General features: G+C 46.0%; 18 protein-coding genes. All 18 read left to right on the top strand.

The genetic code is table 11. The annotated features are described in order from the left end of the window. Window positions 1–53: 53 nt before the first annotated feature. The 18 genes from fliB to mgtE all read left to right on the top strand — a co-directional run bounded on the left by fliB (window position 54) and on the right by mgtE (window position 19,512). On the top strand, window positions 54–1,190 hold the full coding sequence (fliB, locus tag CCC70_RS15570; RefSeq protein WP_118063591.1) for a flagellin lysine-N-methylase: 1,137 nt from the start codon (window positions 54–56) through the stop codon (window positions 1,188–1,190). A gap of 139 nt (window positions 1,191–1,329) precedes the next feature. Then, entirely contained in the window at window positions 1,330–1,812 is a 483-nt protein-coding gene (locus CCC70_RS15565) for a LeuD/DmdB family oxidoreductase small subunit (protein ID WP_021978214.1), read from the top strand. Window positions 1,813–1,815: 3 nt separating this feature from the next. Beyond that, window positions 1,816–3,066: a 3-isopropylmalate dehydratase large subunit gene (locus tag CCC70_RS15560; RefSeq protein ID WP_287085206.1), complete on the top strand. Its 1,251-nt coding sequence runs from the start codon at window positions 1,816–1,818 to the stop codon at window positions 3,064–3,066. Window positions 3,067–3,110: 44 nt separating this feature from the next. After that, a complete protein-coding gene (locus CCC70_RS15555; protein WP_021653000.1) occupies window positions 3,111–3,602 on the top strand; it encodes a LeuD/DmdB family oxidoreductase small subunit in 492 nt (163 codons plus the stop codon). A gap of 19 nt (window positions 3,603–3,621) precedes the next feature. Further along, window positions 3,622–4,866: a 3-isopropylmalate dehydratase large subunit gene (locus CCC70_RS15550; protein ID WP_287085205.1), complete on the top strand. Its 1,245-nt coding sequence runs from the start codon at window positions 3,622–3,624 to the stop codon at window positions 4,864–4,866. 215 nt (window positions 4,867–5,081) lie between these two features. Further along, window positions 5,082–6,521, top strand: coding sequence for a L,D-transpeptidase family protein (locus CCC70_RS15545; RefSeq protein WP_287085204.1), 1,440 nt, complete (start codon window positions 5,082–5,084; stop codon window positions 6,519–6,521). Window positions 6,522–6,894: 373 nt separating this feature from the next. After that, window positions 6,895–7,689 (top strand): CoB--CoM heterodisulfide reductase iron-sulfur subunit B family protein, encoded by a 795-nt coding sequence (locus CCC70_RS15540; RefSeq protein WP_044962411.1) that lies wholly within the window; start codon window positions 6,895–6,897, stop codon window positions 7,687–7,689. After that, window positions 7,686–8,075 (top strand): 4Fe-4S dicluster domain-containing protein, encoded by a 390-nt coding sequence (locus CCC70_RS15535; RefSeq protein WP_118063559.1) that lies wholly within the window; start codon window positions 7,686–7,688, stop codon window positions 8,073–8,075. The genes CCC70_RS15540 and CCC70_RS15535 overlap by 4 nt, the downstream gene beginning before the upstream one ends. Window positions 8,076–8,079: 4 nt before the next feature. Next, a complete protein-coding gene (locus CCC70_RS15530) occupies window positions 8,080–10,068 on the top strand; it encodes a CoB--CoM heterodisulfide reductase iron-sulfur subunit A family protein (protein ID WP_118752949.1) in 1,989 nt (662 codons plus the stop codon). Further along, window positions 10,059–10,502: a hydrogenase iron-sulfur subunit gene (locus CCC70_RS15525; RefSeq protein ID WP_015524686.1), complete on the top strand. Its 444-nt coding sequence runs from the start codon at window positions 10,059–10,061 to the stop codon at window positions 10,500–10,502. The genes CCC70_RS15530 and CCC70_RS15525 overlap by 10 nt, the downstream gene beginning before the upstream one ends. Then, on the top strand, window positions 10,490–11,464 hold the full coding sequence (locus CCC70_RS15520) for a 4Fe-4S dicluster domain-containing protein (RefSeq protein ID WP_015524687.1): 975 nt from the start codon (window positions 10,490–10,492) through the stop codon (window positions 11,462–11,464). The genes CCC70_RS15525 and CCC70_RS15520 overlap by 13 nt, the downstream gene beginning before the upstream one ends. Window positions 11,465–11,467: 3 nt before the next feature. Continuing rightward, window positions 11,468–12,505 (top strand): 4Fe-4S dicluster domain-containing protein, encoded by a 1,038-nt coding sequence (locus CCC70_RS15515; RefSeq protein WP_287085203.1) that lies wholly within the window; start codon window positions 11,468–11,470, stop codon window positions 12,503–12,505. Beyond that, window positions 12,498–13,352, top strand: coding sequence for an FAD/NAD(P)-binding protein (locus CCC70_RS15510; RefSeq protein WP_015524689.1), 855 nt, complete (start codon window positions 12,498–12,500; stop codon window positions 13,350–13,352). The genes CCC70_RS15515 and CCC70_RS15510 overlap by 8 nt, the downstream gene beginning before the upstream one ends. 298 nt (window positions 13,353–13,650) lie before the next feature. Beyond that, window positions 13,651–14,328: a 2Fe-2S iron-sulfur cluster-binding protein gene (locus CCC70_RS15505; protein ID WP_021652990.1), complete on the top strand. Its 678-nt coding sequence runs from the start codon at window positions 13,651–13,653 to the stop codon at window positions 14,326–14,328. Window positions 14,329–14,341: 13 nt separating this feature from the next. Beyond that, window positions 14,342–15,952 carry an FAD-dependent oxidoreductase gene (locus CCC70_RS15500; RefSeq protein ID WP_022426050.1) on the top strand — a complete coding sequence of 537 codons (1,611 nt, stop codon included), beginning with the start codon at window positions 14,342–14,344 and terminating at the stop codon, window positions 15,950–15,952. Between the two features lie 50 nt (window positions 15,953–16,002). Beyond that, entirely contained in the window at window positions 16,003–16,845 is an 843-nt protein-coding gene (locus CCC70_RS15495) for a fumarate hydratase (RefSeq protein ID WP_059085578.1), read from the top strand. 1 nt (window position 16,846) lies between these two features. Continuing rightward, the gene (locus CCC70_RS15490; protein ID WP_022426051.1) at window positions 16,847–17,410 is read left to right on the top strand and encodes a Fe-S-containing hydro-lyase; all 564 of its coding nucleotides are present in this window, start codon (window positions 16,847–16,849) and stop codon (window positions 17,408–17,410) included. A 707-nt stretch (window positions 17,411–18,117) separates the two neighbouring features. Next, complete coding sequence (gene mgtE, locus CCC70_RS15485) at window positions 18,118–19,512, top strand: magnesium transporter (RefSeq protein ID WP_227573802.1); 1,395 nt, start codon at window positions 18,118–18,120, stop codon at window positions 19,510–19,512. Window positions 19,513–19,581 lie beyond the last annotated feature (69 nt).

The following is a 19,581-nucleotide window of genomic DNA, read 5'->3' as shown; positions in this document are numbered from 1 at the left end:
CATTTTGCAAACAGGAGACATTGGAGCTGAAAAATAAAGAATATGGAGGAAACATGGAATTATTAAAACCTGATTATTACGACGAATTTACCTGTATTGCAGACAAATGCACCATCAGCTGCTGCAGGGAATGGAAGATCAACATAGATGATGAAACCTACAGAAACTGGAAAACCATCCAGCCGCCGTCAGAGGTGCCCGGACACAGAAGCTGCCTGCAGGCCTATACCATGAAAAAGGACGGCAGCCGGATCATGAAGATGACGGAAGAGCACGACTGTCCTTTTCTTGCAAAGAACAGACTGTGCTATCTGGTAAGTGCTTATGGGGATTCGATGCTTTCAGAGACCTGCCAGATTTTTCCAAGGGAGATCCATGAATTTCAGGATCATAAGGAAGCGACCATGATGCCCTGTTGCCCGGCTGTCCTGGACATCTGGAAGGAGAAGAAAAGAATCGCTTTTCCGGAAACTCCAAAAGAAAAGGAACAGCCGCTTTTTCTTGTGCGTCGGAAGGTTATGGATCTTATAATGGATCCTGAAAAAACACCGGAGGAAACCCTTCTTGAAAGTTTTTATGTTCTGAAGGAACTTCACCGGAACACGCCGCTTACCACAGAGCTTGTGGAAGATTATTTTTCAGAGAAGACAATTCACCAGCTGGAAAGAGCTATCAGCGAGATAGACCTGCCTGTTCTGGATACTATGGACGAATGCAATGAACTTTTGCAGGATCTGGCTGTAAATTACTGGAAAGAAGGACTTTACCGGAAGTATCTGGAGCCGGTGACGGAGTTGGCGGAGGAATTATCGGAAGAGTATGAGGAAGAGGAAATGACGGAAGCCTGGGAGGATTTTTACCGGGAACTTCGTGCATATGAAAATCTTCTCCGAAGCTTTCTTACCAACGAAGTATATTCGGATCTTCTGACATCAGAAGGAGATCTGGAAGATGCCCTGGTTCATATGCAGTGGATCGGTATGGAATATGCCACCATTCGCCAGGCTGTTTTTCTCCGGTGGCAGAAAGAGGGACGGGGAGCACTTCCCTACGAAACACTCCGGGATTATATGGTGGTGATCTCCAGAATGACCGGATATGAGGAAGAAGATATCCGGGAATATCTTGAGAACAGTTTTGAAGAACTTCTGTGGGAGTGGGGATATTTTGCGCTGATCACAGGAAAATGACTTTATAACTTGAAGTTATATTAAGTATTAAAAATATACATTTTAATTATATGACGTTTTGTGTTAGAATATAGGACGAAAAGGGTAACAGAGGAATGTTAACCCGGAAATGGATAACAATCAGAAAGGAACTTGTTTTATGGATAAGGGAACAATTTTTAAATTTCATAATGACCTCGATACCGATCAGATCATTGCATCCCAGTACCTGCTTCTGCCGAATCTGGATGAGATGAAGAGTCACACATTTGAGTCACTGGATCCGGATTTTTCCAAGAAGGTGAAACCGGGAGATTTTGTAGTGGGAGGAGAGAACTTCGGATGCGGCTCTTCCAGAGAGCAGGCACCGGGCGTTCTTAAGGCACTTGGAGTAAAGGCAGTTATTGCGAAATCTTTTGCGCGTATTTTCTTCCGCAATGCCATCAATATCGGACTTCCGGCAATTGTCTGTAAGGACCTCCCGGATGATGTGAAGACCGGAGATACCATGGAGCTTCATATGTCCGAGGGAACAGCGGTTGCCAACGGAAAGACTTATTCCTGCACAAAACTGCCGGAATACATGCAGAATATACTGAATCAGGGAGGACTTATCGCTTCTCTGAACCGTGAGGAGGAATAAGAGATGGGAATGACGATCGCAGAAAAAATCATCGCGGCAGCAGCCGGTGTGGACAGCGTAAAACCTGGAGATATCTATACGGTCCAGCTGGATCATCTGATGAGCAATGACGGAACCACACATCTGACTGTTGACATGTACAACAACAAATTAAAAAATCCACATATCGCAGATACAAAGAAACTGGTATTTATCGTAGACCACAATGTACCGTCTGACAGCCCGAAAACAGCAGCATCCCAGAAAAAAATGAGAGATTTTGCAAGAGAGAACAACATTGATTTCTGGGAAGGAAAAGGCGTGTGTCATCAGATCATGATCGAGAATTATGTCCGTCCGGGACAGCTGATCTTTGGTGCAGACAGCCATACCTGTTCTTATGGAGCACTTGGCGCTTTCGGTACCGGTGTAGGATGTACAGACTTTCTTTATGGAATGGTAACCGGAACTTCCTGGGTCATGGTTCCGGAAACCGTAAAATTTAACCTGACAGGGAAGCTTCCTGAGGGCGTTTACGCAAGAGATCTGATCCTTACCATTATCGGTGAGATCGGGGCAAACGGCTGCAACTATCAGGCAATGGAGTTTACCGGTGAGGGCGCCAGAACATTAAGCATCAGCGACCGTATGGCACTTTGCAACATGGCTGTTGAGGCTGGTGCGAAGACAGGAATCTTTGAGGCTGATGATAAAGCTCTGGAATATCTGAAAGAGCATGGACGTGAGCCAAAAGCGGTATATCACAGCGATCCGGATGCTGTTTACGCAAGAGAGTATACCTTTGATCTTTCAAAAGTCCGTCCGGTTGTAGCGAAGCCAGACTTTGTTGACAATGTGGTTCCGGCTGAGGAAACCTGCGGCATCAAGATCAACGAAGCGTTCCTTGGCTCCTGCAATAACGGCCGTATTGAAGACCTCCGTGTAGGCGCAGAGGTGATCAAGGGGAAAAAAGTTGCAGAAGGCGTTCGTTTCCTGGTCGTTCCTGCAAGCCAGACCATCTACCGCCAGGCATTAAAAGAAGGCCTGATCGATATCTTCATGGAAGCAGGCGCTATTGTGATGAACCCGAACTGCAGTGTATGCTGGGGAAGCTGCCAGGGTGTGATCGGTGAGAACGAGGTTCTTATCAGCACCGGAACACGTAACTTCAAGGGACGTGCCGGACATCCGAGCTCCAAGGTTTATCTGGGATCTGCGGCAACGGTTACCGCATCTGCCATTGCAGGTGAGATCGCAACTGCAGACAGAGTATAAAAACCTCAGAAAAGATATTCAGGAATAAACAGGAGAATATACATATGGAAGCATTTACAGGAAAAGTGTGGGTACTGGGCGATGATATTGATACCGATATCATCATTCCGACCGAGTATCTGGCGCTGAAAACCATTGACGATATGAAACAGTACGGATTCAGTCCCCTTCGCCCGGAGCTGGCAGGACAGATCCAGAAAGGTGACATTATTGTAGCAGGAAAGAACTTCGGCTGCGGTTCCTCCAGAGAGCAGGCACCGGAGATCATTAAAGCACTGGGCGTACAGTGTGTTATTGCGAAATCTTTTGCCCGGATCTTTTTCCGCAACTCCATCAACAACGGCCTTCTTCTTATCGAACAGCCGGATCTTCACGACAATGTGAAAGAGGGAGATGAAGTTACAGTTGTGATGAACGAGCATGTAGACCATAACGGAAAACAGTACCCGATTGCTTCTCTTCCGGAGAATCTGATGGATATTATTCAGGCTGGCGGACTTGTAAAAGCCATGCGCAAACTGAACGGTCTGGACTAAGACGGAAAGGAGAGAAATAATGGGTGAGACGATCATTGAGAAAATTATCAGACATAACACAGGCAAAGCAGTAAAGCCTGGCGATATCGTGACGGTCAATGTTGACAGAGTGATGATCCATGATATCTTTATTCCGTTTGTAGCGGACAAATTCGAGGAGATGGGCTTTCAGAAACTCTGGGATCCGGACAAAGTTGTTCTGATCTATGACCATCTTGTACCTGCAAGCCAGCAGGACGACACCAGACATTTCCATGTGGGAGATGCTTTTGCAGCCAAATATGGTATGAAAAACGTGCACAGAAGTGACGGTATCTGCCACCAGTTGATGACAGAGGCCGGTTACGTAAAACCTGGCAATATCGTATTTGGTACAGATAGCCACACTACCACTTACGGATGTGTCGGTGCATTTTCTTCCGGTATCGGATATACAGAGATGGCCAGCATCCTGGGAACAGGAACCATGTGGATCAAGGTTCCGGAAACCATAAAGGTTGTGATCGACGGAGAACTTCCGGAGAATGTCATGTCCAAGGATATCATCCTCCGCCTGATCGGTGACCTTCGTGCAGATGGAGCTACTTACCGTGCTCTGGAATTTTCCGGAAGCACCATTGAAAATATGTCTGTGGCAAGCCGTATGACTATGGCGAATATGGCAATTGAGGCCGGTGCGAAATGTGCACTTTTCACACCGGATGAGAAGACAGCTGCTTACTGCAACGTAGAGCTTGATGATTATCAGAAGAGTCTTGTGGGAGATGAGGATGCTGTCTACATGAAGACCATAACTTATAAAGCAGAGGATTTTGTGCCGGTAATGGCATGTCCGTCTCAGGTGGACAAGATCCGTGATGTCAGTGAGCTTCAGGGTGAGACCATCGACCAGGTATTCATCGGTTCCTGCACCAACGGACGTCTGGAGGATCTTATGGCGGCAGCAGAGGTGCTGAAGGGCAAAAAGGTTGCAGACTTTGTAAAGCTGATCGTGACTCCTGCCAGCCGCAAAATTTACCGTCAGGCTATTGAGCTTGGCATTCTGGATACTCTTGCGGAAGCTGGGGCTATCATTACACATCCGGGCTGCGGACTTTGCTGCGGAAGGACCGGCGGAATCCTGACAGACGGTGAAAAGGTTGTGGCAACCAACAATCGTAATTTCCTGGGACGTATGGGAACTTCCAAGGTTCAGATCTATCTGGCATCTCCGAAAACAGCAGCAGCCTGTGCCGTTGCAGGCAAGATCGTAATGCCGGAATAAGAAGCAGAAGATCCTGAGAGAAATACTGCTGCCAGAAACAGATAAAGAAACGTATGAGAAAGACAGATTTTCGCAGAGGCGTCAGTCTGTCTTTTTTTACCGGATCAGAAGGATCCGGGATAAGTCATTTTTACAGAAAATGGGATTTATTGTATTATAATAACAGCCAGTGTGACAACATAACATATATTACATAAGACTCGAGGGATAAGGGTATGGAGAAAAGATCAACCATCAGTAAAAAGACACTGAAGATCATACTTGGAATCTGCATTGGCGTAACGATCCTGGCAGTGGCAGGGTTATTTGTCTATACATACTTGGCAGATCACAATACGCTGGGACGGAAGATTTCCATATGGGGAGTGGATGTTTCCGGACTGGATGCAAAGCAGGCAGAAGAAAAGATCACTGCGGAATTTGCAGAGCGTCCGGTATCCTTTCAGGAAAATGATCAGGAAGTTTACAGTACTACTTTGAAAGAGCTGGGCTACAGTCTCAATGAAGAAGCCCTTCTGAGTAAGCTTACAGAAATTCAGAAACAGCGGGAAGAGAGCCGGAAGCTTTTTCCAAAGGAAGAAAATATAGAACCGGAATGTCAGATCGAGGAAGATGAGGAGCAGGAAAAGCAGGCTCTCGATCTTTCAAATTTCGGTACGGAAGAAAGAAAAGCTTCTGTTGATGCAGCCATTCAGTACGATAAGGAGAAAAAAGAATTCACCCTTGTGAAACAGGTACAGGGGACGGAGATCGATCCGGATAAGCTGGAGACTACCGTGGACACAAATCTGAACGCAGCATTTGATACGGCTCTGCTTGGGGATACCATCACAGTACCGATCAACAAGCATGTGTATGTAAGCCCGACGGTCACTGTAACAGAGGATATGAAAAATAAGATTACGGACCTGAACAGCCAGCTGAAGAAATACCGCAGCAGTACAGTAACTTATACATTCGGAAGTGAAACGGCTGTTCTGGATTCCGATACGATCACATCCTGGCTGAAGGCTGAGGGGGAGACGCTGACTTTAGATGAAGAAGCCATTAAAGCCTACATCAGTGAGCTTGCCAACAAATACAATACCATTTATGTTCCCCGCACCTTTCATACATCTGCGGGAACGGATGTGACCATTGAGGGAAATGAGTACGGATACCGGATTGATCAGGACGGAGAATATGCGCAGCTTCTGGAAGACCTGAAAAGTGGTACTGCTGTAACAAGAGAGCCTGTTTACAGCAAAAAAGGATACCAGAGAAACGGAACAGACGATCTGGCAGGCAGTTACATAGAGGTCAGTCTGGATGCACAGCATTTGTGGCTGTATAAGGACGGAAGCCTTGTGACGGAAACAGATATTGTCAGCGGTAAGCCGGTGAAGGGGCGTGAAACATATCGTGGTGCATGGCCGATCGCCTACAAGGCGAGTCCCTTTAACCTTACCAGCAATGAATATGGTTACGATGTAAAGGTTAATTACTGGATGCCTTTTGTCTACGGACAGGGACTTCATGATGCGTCCTGGCAGTCATCCTTTGGCGGGAACCGTTATAAAACCAACGGAAGCCACGGCTGCATCAATCTGCCTAAGGATCAGGCAGCACTGATCTATAACACCATTGATGCAGGTTATCCGATCATTATTTACTGATAGGAGCAAAAAAGCTTCGGAGAGATCCGGAGCTTTTTTATGCCCGAAAATGAAAATTATCATGGAAGCAGGATCGTAAATGATAAGGTTTTTCAAAAGTACGTTAAAAAAAACACAAAAAATATCGAAAAAGCCTTGTCGAAACAGAAATAACGTGATATGATGATTTCGGAAATCGAGCTAATACACTTCTTAATTGCGGAGGAAGAGTGTTTTTCTCTTTTATTTGGGTGCAAATTGATAAAAAAACTCAAATAAGTGTTAGTTGAGATTTCATTTTTTTATTCATGTATCGTTAAAAAAAAGACAATATATGAACAAGAATATCTACTATAAACGTCAGATTTTAGACTAAGAAAGGATAATGAAAGGTATGAAGTACAGTTATTATCCGGGTTGCACCCTGAGAACAAAGGCCAAAGATCTGGATGAGTATGCCAGAGCCAGTGCCACAGCCCTTGGGTTTGAGCTTGAGGAGATCGAGGACTGGCAGTGTTGTGGTGGTGTTTATCCGCTTGGCACAGACGAGATCGCCACAAAGCTTTCTTCCGTCCGTGCGTTAAACCAGGCAAAAGAAAAAGGCCAGGATCTGGTGACGATCTGTTCAGCCTGTCATCATGTGATCAAGCGTGTCAATGATGATATGAAAAATGTGGAAGATATCCGGACCAGAGCCAACAATTATATGCAGTTGGAAGCTCCCTATGAAGGAGAGACAACCGTTCTCCATTATCTGGAGGTTCTCCGGGACAGAGTCGGTTTTGATAAACTGAAAGAAAAAGTAGTAAATCCTTTTACCGGAAAGAAGATCGGAGCCTATTACGGATGTCTGCTTCTGAGACCTGGAAAGATCATGGCATTTGATGATCCGGAAAATCCAAGGATCATGGAGGATTTTATCCGTGCCCTTGGCGCTGAGCCTGTGATCTATCCTTACAGAAATGAATGCTGTGGAGGATATATATCCCTGAAAGAAAAAGAAATGTCACAGAATATGTGTGAAAAGATCGAAGAAAGTGCAGCCGGATTTGGCGCAGATATGCTGATCACTGCCTGTCCACTGTGCAAATATAATCTGAATAAAAATGCCGGAAACAGACTGCCGGTTTACTATTTTACAGAGCTTCTGGCAGAAGCCCTTGGCGTCAAAGAGGAGGTGGCAAAATGAGAGATAACCATTCTGCTGCGGAAAAAATAAAGGAGATCAGTGGAACCAATCCTTTAAAATGCATGAAATGCGGCAAATGTTCCGCAACCTGCCCTTCTTTTGACGAGATGGATATCAAACCTCATCAGTTTGTATCCTATGTGATCAATGAAAATATCGAAGCACTTGTAAATTCAGCATCCCTTTGGAAATGCCTTTCCTGTTTTGCCTGTGTGGAGCGCTGTCCGAGAGACGTAAAACCCGGAAAGATCATTGACGGGGCAAGACAGCTTGTTGTCCGGGAAAAAGGTGGCAACTATCTTTCACCAGATGAGATCCCGGAACTTCTTGATCCGGATCTTCCTCAGCAGCTGCTGGTAAGTGCATTCAGAAGATACAGGAGGTGAGAACGTGCAGAGAATCGGTGTATTTGTCTGTCACTGCGGAAGTAATATTGCCGCTACGGTAGACGTAAAAAAAGTTGTGGAAGTCATAGCGAAAGAGCCGGGTGTTGTACACGCCGAGGATTACCAGTATATGTGTTCCGAGGCAGGTCAGTCCAGAATTCAGGAAGCCATCCGTGAAAAAAATCTCACAGGTGTGGTTGTCTGTTCCTGCTCCCCGCGTATGCATGAGGCAACTTTCCGCAAAGCAGCGGAAAAAGCAGGCCTGAATCCATACATGGTGGAGATCGCAAACATCCGTGAGCACTGTTCCTGGATCCACAAGGATATGCAGGAGGCTACGGAGAAGGCCGTGATCCTTGCAAGAGCAGCAGTAGCAAAAGTCAATTTAAATGCTCCTCTTCAGCCGGGAGAAAGCCAGGTTACAAAGAGAGCCCTGATCATCGGAGGCGGTATCGCCGGAATCCAGACGGCTCTTGATATTGCCGATGCAGGCTATGAAGTTGATATTGTGGAAAAAACACCAAGTATCGGCGGAAGAATGTCACAGCTTGACAAAACCTTCCCTACTCTGGATTGCTCCGCATGTATCCTTACTCCAAAAATGGTGGAGGCTGCAGCTCACGAAAAGATCAATATCTATACATACAGTGAAGTAGAAAAAGTTGCAGGTTTTGTAGGAGATTTTACTGTTGATATCCGCAAAAAAGCGCGAAGTGTCAACATGGACAAATGTACAGGCTGTGGAGTCTGCCAGGAAAAATGTCCTTCCAAAAAGATTCCAAATGAGTTCAACAGAGGGCTGAACAACCGGTCAGCTATTTATACTCCGTTTGCACAGGCGATTCCAAATGTTCCTGTGATCGACAGAGAGCATTGCCTGAAATTTAAGACAGGCAAATGTGGTGTCTGCTCCAAAGTATGTCAGGCAGGAGCCATTGATTACGATCAGCAGGATGAGATCGTAACACAGAAATACGGAGCGATCGTGGTGGCAACCGGATTTGATACCATTAAGCTTGACAAATATGATGAATACGCATACAGCCAGAGCAAGGATGTGATCACATCTCTGGAGCTGGAGCGTATCATGAATGCTGCAGGACCTACAAAAGGACATCTTGAACGTCTTTCCGATGGAAAAGCACCGAAGGAGATCGTGTTTATCCAGTGTGTGGGAAGCCGTTGCTCCGATGACCGTGGAAAGCCATACTGTTCCAAGATCTGCTGTATGTACACAGCTAAGCATGCCATGCTGATCCGTGATAAATATCCGGATACCAATGTGACGGTATTTTATATTGATGTCCGTACACCTGGTAAAAACTTCGATGAGTTTTACAGAAGAGCAGTTGAGCAGTATAACGTAAACTACATCAAAGGTCAGGTAGGAAAAGTAATCCCGCAGCCGGATGGAACACTTCTTGTTCAGGGCTCGGACCTTCTTGATAATAAGCAGATCTTCAAGAAAGCAGATATGGTAGTTCTTGCAACAGCCATTGAACCGAATCCGGATGTACGTAAGATTGCTACCATGCTTACTGCAAGTATTGACACCAACAATTTCCTTACAGAAGCCCATGCAAAGCTTCGTCCGGTAGAATCACCGACAGCAGGAATTTTCCTTTCCGGTGTATGCCAGGGGCCAAAGGATATCCCGGAGACAGTTGCCCAGGCAGGAGCTGCGGCTGTTAAGGCCATAGGACTTCTTGCAAAGGACAAGTTGACAACCAATCCATGTACGGCAAAATCCGACGAGCTTCTCTGTAACGGATGCTCTACCTGTGCAAATGTATGTCCTTACGGAGCGATTTCCTATGAGGAGAAACAGGTCAACGATCACGGTATCCGTGAGACAAGAAGAGTTGCGGTTGTCAATACAGCACTTTGCCAGGGCTGCGGTGCCTGCACAGTAGCCTGCCCGTCAGGAGCCATGGACCTTCAGGGCTTCTCCAACAGACAGATTATCGCGGAGGTGGATGCAATATGTCGATAGAAACAAAGGAAGAATTCAGACCAAAGATCGTGGCATTCTGCTGTAACTGGTGCAGTTACGCCGGAGCAGACCTTGCCGGAAGCAGCCGTTTGAGCTATCCGGCGGATGTAAAGATCATCCGTGTTCCATGTTCCTGCCGTGTCAATCCCATGTTCATCCTCCGTGCCTTTGAAAAAGGGGCCGATGGTGTGATCATGTGCGGATGCCATCCGGGAGACTGCCATTACAGTACCGGAAACTATTATGCAAGAAGACGTATGACACTTCTGTTTTCAATGCTGGATTATATTGGGGTAGAAAACGGAAGAACACGTGTTGAATGGGTATCTGCCGCAGAAGGCGTGAAATTTTCACAGACTATGAATGAGTTTGTTGAGAAGATCCATTCACTTGGTAAAAACGTGAGATTGGAGGATATAAGATGCAGGAGCTGATAAAACGTGCAAAAGAACTGCTTGCAGATGGCACGGTAGTCCGGGTTCTTGGGTGGAAAGCCGGAGATCTTGCCTTTAATCCGGAACCAGCCTATTTTGAAACACCGGAATCTCTGGAGGATTTTGTCTATGATGGATTCTGCGGTGCCAATTTAAGCAAATATATGATCGAAGCTTCCAAGCTGGAAGGAAAAACCATGGTCTGTCTGAAGCCCTGCGATACATATAGCTTTAACCAGCTTTTGAAAGAGCATCGTGTAGACAGAGAAAAAGCCTATATCGTAGGTGTTGGCTGTAAAGGAAAGCTGGATATTGAAAAGATCCGCAAAATGGGGATCAAGGGTATCCGGGGAATTTCCGGAGCAGAGATTACCGGAGATGCAGAGACATTGACTGTGGATACTGTTTACGGAGAAAAAACCTGTGCATACAAAGATGCCATGCTGGAACGCTGCCATGTATGTAAAGGAAAAGAGCATAAAATTTACGATGAACTGATCGGTGAGTCAAAGGAGACAAAGGACGCTGACCGTTTCGCAGAAGTTGAGCGGATCGAGGCAATGAGTCCGGAAGAAAAATTTGCATTCTGGCAGAGCGAGCTGAGTAAATGTATCCGCTGTAATGCCTGTCGTAATGTATGTCCGGCCTGTAGCTGCCGCAAATGCGTTTTTGACAGCAATAAGTTCGACAGCGCCCAGAAGGCAAATGTGGATTCCTTTGAGGAAAAGATGTTCCATGTGATCCGTGCCTTCCATGTAGCAGGAAGATGTACGGACTGTGGCGAGTGCAGCAGAGTCTGCCCGCAGGGAATTCCCCTTCATCTGTTTAACCGTAAGTTTATCAAGGATATTGATGCGTTTTACGGTGAGTACCAGGCTGGCGAGGATGCGGAGTCAAAGGGTCCGCTTACCAGCTTTACCTTTGAGGATGTAGAGCCAGGGATCGTGGCAGAAAGGGGATAATGTATGTATAAGATCGCAGTAGAAAATCTGCCGGCATTATTCCGGAAAATTGCCGCAGACCAGGAATTATATTTACCGGTAAAGGTAAGTGAACAGGTGAACTTCAAGGCATGGAGTGAGGATGCAGAAGTTTCCCTTGAAACACTGAAAACCGTGAAATCACCGAAGGATGCTTTCTTTCCGCAGAGTGAAAATCTCTATACCTGTAAAAAAGACGGAAAAAATATCAGCATTGAGCCTCAGGCACTGAAAGACCAGAATTTTGTCGTATTCGGAATGAGAGCCTGTGATGTACAGGGTGTGAAGGTTCTCGACAAGGTATTCCTTGGGGATCCGGTGGATACTTTTTACCAGGCAAGAAGAGAACATGGAACTATCGTAGCTCTTGCCTGTCATGAACCGGAGGAAAGCTGCTTCTGTAAAGTATTTGGCATTGATGCCGCAGATCCGGAAGCAGATGTTGCAGCCTGGATCATCGAGGGAGAACTTTTCTGGAAGCCTCTCACAGAAAAGGGAAACGCTCTGACAGAAACTGTGAAGGAGCTTTTGGCAGATGCTGATGAGACAAAGGTAGAAGAGGAGAAGAAGGCAATCCGTGGTATTATCGAGCTTCTTCCATATACACATCTTTCACTGGAAGGATGGGCGCAGGAAGAATACATGGACCGTTTCAATTCTCCTGTATGGGAGAAACTGTACAAGCCTTGTCTTGCCTGCGGAACCTGTACCTTCGTATGTCCGACCTGTCAGTGCTATGACATTAAGGATTACGACACAGGGCACGGTGTTCACCGTTACCGCTGCTGGGATTCCTGCATGTACTCTGATTTTACCATGATGGCTCACGGAAACAACCGTACCAGCCAGATGCAGAGATTCCGTCAGAGATTTATGCATAAGCTTGTTTATTATCCGTTAAATAATGACGGCATGTTCTCCTGTGTTGGCTGCGGCCGCTGCGTGGAGAAATGTCCGGAATCTTTAAATATCGTAAAAGTCATCAAGGCCTTTGAAAAACAGGGAGGTGAAAAGAATGAGTGAATGTACCTGTCATAAGAATTATACACTGGATACGCTGATCCCCAAGGTTGGCGTGATCACAGATATCCGTCAGGAGACACCGGATGTAAAAACCTTCCGTGTGGAGGCTCCGGAGGGTGGAAAGCTTTTCGAGCATATGCCAGGACAGTGTGCCATGGTCTGTGCACCAGGCGTCAGTGAAGGTATGTTTTCCATTACTTCTTCTCCGACTGTAAAGGATTATCAGGAATTCAGTATCAAAAAATGCGGATCCCTTACCGACTATCTCCATAGCCTTCAGGTTGGAGATGAGATCGCAGTCAGGGGGCCATACGGAAATCATTTTCCTGTGGAAGATAAGTTAAAGGGAAAAAATCTCCTGTTTATCGCAGGTGGAATCGGTCTGGCACCTCTTCGTTCCGTGATCAACTATGTGCTGGATAACCGTGAGGATTACGGAACAGTAGATATTCTCTATGGTTCCCGTTCAGCAGATGATCTGGTGCAGCTTAAGGAAATCCAGGAAGTATGGATGAAAACAGAAGGTGTAAATGTATATCTTACCATTGACCGCGAGCAGGAAGGCTGGGACGGTCATGTGGGATTTGTTCCGAATTATCTGAAAGAGATTGGCTTTGATACCAATAAGACCGCTCTGGTCTGCGGCCCGCCGATCATGATCAAATTCGTTCTGGCAGGACTGGAAGAACTGGGCTTCTCCAGAGATCAGGTATATACCACACTGGAGCTTCGTATGAAATGCGGTGTCGGAAAATGCGGCCGCTGCAACATCGGAGACAAATACGTCTGCAAAGACGGCCCGGTATTTAGGTGTGATGAGGTTGATGAACTGCCTAATGAGTATTGATAAGCAATGAGCAGTGCACAGACGTTGATAAAAACAGATGCGTCATGCTTGCATGTAAGCAGCTGTTTTTATCGGCGGCTGTATAGGGCGAACGCCCTCAAGCGAGATGAAGCGAAGCGGAATCGAGCTTGGCACTGCGGGGTACCGTATGTCAGGCATCATGCTTGCATGTAAGCAGCTGTTTTTATCGGCGGCTGTATAGGGCGAACGCCCTCAAGCGAGATGAAGCGAAGCGGAATCGAGCCTGGCACTGCGGCGTACGGTTTGAATAAGTAAAAGAAAGGACTGGTAATCTCAAATGGAAAATAATATGGTAAACGTATATTTTTTCGGTAAAAAATACAGCGTTCCCGGTGATCTGACCATTATGACAGCTATGGAATATGCCGGTTATACATTAAAAAGAGGATGCGGCTGCAGACACGGATTCTGCGGTGCCTGCGCGACCATCTACAGGATCAAGGGACAGAATGAGCTGAAAACCTGTCTCGCCTGTCAGACACAGGTGCAGGAGGGAATGTATGTGGCAAGTATCCCGTTCTTCCCTACAGACAAGAGACTTTATAATATAGAAGATCTTAAGCCGAACCAGCAGGTAATGATGGAGCTTTATCCGGAGATCTACAGCTGCATCGGATGCAATGCCTGCACAAAGGCCTGTACACAGGACTTAAATGTCATGCAGTATATTGCATATGCGCAGAGAGGCGAGCTTGAAAAATGTGCAGAGGAATCCTTTGACTGCGTAAGCTGCGGCTGCTGTTCCGTAAGATGTCCGGCAGGAATTTCCCATCCGATGGTAGGCCTTCTGGCAAGACGTCTCACCGGAAAATATATTGCGCCGAAAAGCGAGCATCTGGAGAAACGTGTGGAAGAGATCCACGAGGGCAAATTTGACGATATGATCGAGAAGATCATGCAGAAGCCGATCACAGAGATGCAGGAACTTTACAACAGCAGAGAAATCGAGAAGTAGGAGGGCGTAAAACATGTATGCACCATATCCAGAAAATATGATGGAATCCATCAAAAAGGTAGAGGCTACAAGAGCGGAGCGTATGGCAACAGAGCCAAGACGTCTGAGTGCAGATGAGAAAGATGCTCTTCTCAAAAAATTCCATCCGGATTATAACCCGGATGCATTTGCAGAGATCAAGGTAGGACCGAACAAGGGACAGAAAGCACCACTGGAACTGACAAAAATGCTCCATTCAGAAAGCCGTCTGCTCAACGAAAAAATCGATCTTACAAAAATCGATTATGATGTAGATGTACTGATCATCGGCGGTGGCGGAGCAGGCTCTTCCTGTGCCATCGAGGCTCACAACGCAGGTGCCAACGTTATGATCGTTACAAAGCTCCGTATCGGTGACGCCAACACCATGATGGCAGAAGGTGGGATCCAGGCAGCAGATAAAGAAAATGATTCCCCGGTACAGCATTATCTGGACTGCTTTGGAGGCGGACATTTTGCCGCAAAACCGGAGCTTGTAAAAAGACTGGTAATGGAAGCCCCGGATGCGATCAAATGGCTCAACGACCTTGGTGTTGAGTTTGATAAAGCAGAAGACGGAACCATGGTCACTACACATGGCGGCGGTACCTCCAGAAAGAGAATGCATGCTGCAAAGGATTATTCCGGATCAGAGATCATGCGTACTATCCGTGATGAGGTCTTAAATCTTAAGATCCCGGTAGTGGAATTTACATCCGCTGTAGAACTTCTGAAGGATGAAAAAGGTCAGACTGCCGGTGCAGTCCTTCTCAACATGGAAACCGGAGACTATTCCGTTGCAAGAGCAAAAACAGTTGTAATTGCAACCGGTGGTGCAGGAAGAATGCATTACCAGGGATTCCCGACCTCCAACCACTACGGAGCAACTGCTGACGGACTCGTGCTTGGCTACAGAGCAGGTGCTTCACTTCTTTACCAGGATTCTATCCAGTATCATCCAACAGGTGCGATCTATCCGTCACAGATCCTTGGTGCACTGGTAACAGAGAAGGTTCGTTCCGTTGGTGCACAGCTTGTTAACGCAAACGGAGAAGCTTATATTCATCCGCTGGAAACCCGTGACGTAAATGCTTCCGGCGTTATCCGCGAGTGTGAGGAAGGCCGTGGCGTTGAAGTTCCGGGTGGACGAAAAGGTGTATGGCTGGATACTCCGATGATTGAGATCCTGGGAGGTGAGGGAACTATCGAAAAGAGGATCCCTGCCATGTTCCGTATGTACATGAACTACGGTATTGATATGAGAAAAGTTCCGATCGTGATCTATCCGACCCTTCATTATCAGAACGGTGGTCTTGAGATCAACGGAGACGGCTTTACAAAAGAAATCCCGAACCTTCTGGTTGCAGGAGAGGCAGCAGGCGGAATCCACGGAAGAAATCGACTGATGGGCAACTCTCTTCTTGATGTAATTGTATTCGGAAGAAATGCAGGTAAAAAAGCAGCTGCCAAATGCAAAGAGGTAGAGCTTGGCACCATGAATCTGGATCATATCAGAAAATATGAAGAGGAACTGAAAAATGCAGGAGTTGATACAGGAGACGTATCTCCTATGCTTCTGCCGAAATATGCCCGCCACGAACGTTAACAATATGTTATGATAATAAAAACATATGAGATAAGCGAAAGGAGTCTATTATGAGAGAAATCGAAGTAACCAGACTTACAGAGGTTATCGAAAAACTCTGTATCGAAGCCAATGAACATCTCCCGGAAGATGTGAAGGATGCTATCAAAACCTGCCGTGCCTGCGAGGACGGTGAGATCGCAAAAGGTGTCCTTGATAACATTATCGAGAATTTTGATATCGCAGACAGTGAGAATGTTCCGATCTGTCAGGATACCGGAATGGCATGTGTATTCCTTGAAATTGGTCAGGATGTCCACTTTACAGGCGGAGATTTAAATGATGCCATCAATGAAGGTGTACGCCGCGGATACGATAAAGGTTACCTGAGAAAATCCGTTGTCAAGGATCCGGTACGCCGTGGAAACACAGGTGACAATACACCGGCTATGATCTATACAGAGATCGTTCCTGGAGATCAGGTGAAAGTAACTGTAGGACCAAAAGGCTTCGGAAGCGAGAATATGAGCCAGATCCGTATGTTCAAGCCATCTGCAGGCCTTCAGGGAATCAAGGATTTCATTCTTGAGGCTGTAGAAACTGCAGGTCCGAACCCATGTCCGCCTATGGTAGTTGGTGTTGGTATCGGAGGAACTTTTGACAAATGTGCACTTCTTGCAAAGAAAGCGCTGATGCGTCCTCTGAATACAGAGAACCCGGATCCTTACTATGCAGATCTTGAGAAAGAGATGCTGGAGAAGATCAACAAGCTTGGTATCGGACCTCAGGGCTTTGGCGGAAAGACCACAGCTATCGGTCTGAACATTGAGACTATGCCTACCCATATCGCAGGTATGCCATGTGCAGTTAACATCAACTGCCATGTAACACGTCATAAAACGGAGGTGCTTTAATATGGAAAGAAGAAAGATCACACTGCCTCTGACAAGAGAGCTGGCAAGAACCCTCCATGCAGGCGACCAGGTTTTACTGACAGGAACTATCTATACATCCCGTGATGCAGGTCACAAGAGAATGTGCGAGGCCCTTGCAAAAGGAGAAAAGATTCCTTTTGACCCTACAGACGCTACCATTTACTATGTAGGTCCGACTCCGGCAAAACCAGGCGAAGTCATCGGCTCCGCAGGCCCTACAACCAGCGGCCGTATGGATGCCTATGCACCGACTATGATGTCCGTAGGCGCCAGAGGAATGATCGGAAAAGGTGCCCGCCTTCCGGAAGTCGTAGATGCAATGAAAAAATATGACGGCGTATATTTCGGAGCCATCGGCGGTGCAGGTGCACTTCTTGCAAAATGCATCAAAAAAGCAGAGCTTATCGCTTACGAAGACCTCGGAGCAGAAGCACTCCGCAAGCTTTATGTGGAAGACATGCCGCTTGTAGTCATCATTGACAGCGAGGGAAATAACCTCTACGAAGAGGGGCGTGCAGAGTACCTGAAAGACCACGCAGAATAATCTTTTGCTCTACAATATGATATTGTGATATATTTCAAAAAAGAATAAAAAGGATAAAAGTCCGACAGTAAATGCTGAAGATCCGTGCAGAAGCATTTGTTGTTGGACTTTTTAATTTGATCCTTTTTGAAAAAACATCACGATTAACGCAAATGCTGCTGCATAAACATCCACCTCTGTAAAACATAAAATTTCAACCGGATTTACAATAAATTTAACCATAAATCCGGTTGACAAAACCCGGCCGGGAACGTTATAATGGCCGGGTTGATAAAAAAATTAAGAAAAAAAGGCAGGTGAACAGAATGGACAGTTGTGATTCTCATGGGCGAAGTTGTAGCTCTCAGAGTGAAAGATGGAAAGAACAGAGCGAGATGAGGCTGTTCCATTCTGTTTTAAGTGTACGGAATATCTGTGGGAATATTATATCTATATATCAGAAGGATATATTTGACAGGATGTATCGGTGTCATCAGAATCTGTACGGTATTATTACATTATAATTTCAGCAGGATTATAATAGATATATTTTTCATTCTTCTCATTCTGAGAATCTTACAGTAAGGCGATCATGTATAAATTCATTTCGCTTTATACTCAAATCCCAAGGAAACACAATCGAAAATCAAACAGCACATAGACATGCTTTAACATGTCTGTTTTTGGTGTGCGTGTTTTGTGCGAAACTATGTGAGGAGGATGAGAAAATGACAAAAAGAAATCAGGATTTTTCAAAAGATATTCTGAGTCTGATCCGAAGCAGTGTTTCTCCGGCAGTTTTAAGTGAAAGGCTGCAGGATTTCCACGAAAACGATCTGGCGGAAGTATTAAGAGAATTAAGCACTGCGGAGCGCAGCAGACTATACCGTATCCTGGAAAGCAGTATGCTGGCAGATGTTTTTGAATATCTGGAGGAAGAAGAAACTGTACAATATCTGGAAGAGATGGATGTAAAAAAAGCGGCAGCTATTCTTTCCAAAATGGAAACCGATGCCCTGGCAGATGTTTTAAAGCAGATCGATAAAGAAAAACGCAAGCTTCTGATCCAGCTTCTGGATGAACAGGTGCGGAAAGATATTGAAATGATCCGCTCCTTTGATGAGGATGAGATCGGAAGCAGAATGACAACGAACTGCATTGTGATTCGTGAAAATCTGACCGTAAAGCAGGCCATGAGTGAGCTGATTTCCCAGGCGGCAGATAATGATAATATTTCTACGATCTTTGCAGTGACGGACAGAGGGGAGTTTTATGGAGCCCTGGATCTGAAGGATCTGATCACAGCAAGACAGGACCACCCTATGGAAGAGCTGATCGTAACTTCCTATCCATATGTGTATGGTACTGAGCAGATCGACGACTGTATGGAACGGCTGAAGGATTATTCTGAAGATTCCATTCCTGTACTGGACGATGACAATCGTTTCCTTGGAGTGATCACATCCGCAGGGATCATCGATCTGGTAGACGATGAGATGGGAGAGGATTATGCAAAGCTGGCCGGTCTGACTGCAGAGGAAGATCTGAAAGAACCTCTTTTTGAAAGCATGAAAAAAAGAATGCCCTGGCTGATCGTTCTTCTGGGCCTTGGTATGGTGGTATCTTCTGTTGTGGGAATGTTTGAAAAAGTAGTTACCTGTCTGCCGATCATCATGTGCTTTCAGTCTCTGATCCTGGATATGGCAGGAAATGTTGGAACCCAGTCCTTGGCTGTAACCATCCGTGTACTGATGGATGAGACGCTGACGGGCAGACAGAAAGCAGAGCTTGTGCTGAAGGAAATGCGGATCGGTCTTTGCAACGGTGGTCTGCTCGGTATTCTGTCTTTTGTACTGATCGGATTGTATATTTTCTTATTCAAAGGAAAAACACTCGTATTTGCCTATGCGGTATCCGGCTGTATCGGATTATCCCTGTTGGTGGCCATGCTGGTATCCAGTGCAGTAGGAACCTGCATACCGCTGTTTTTCAAAAAGGTTGGTGTGGACCCGGCAGTAGCCTCAGGTCCTCTGATCACTACGATGAATGACCTTGTAGCCGTGATAACATACTATGGAATGAGCTGGATATTCCTGATCGAGATGTTCCACCTGGCTGGCTGAGAGTAAAATGCAGCTATGCTTATAAAAACAGACAGATATCAGAAATCTGTCGAATAACAGAAAAGTTAC

Source organism: Blautia sp. LMAG:89, assembly GCF_008679485.1.
Lineage (GTDB): Bacteria > Bacillota > Clostridia > Lachnospirales > Lachnospiraceae > Blautia_A > Blautia_A fusiformis.
This window is presented reverse-complemented; position numbering and strand designations above follow the sequence as displayed.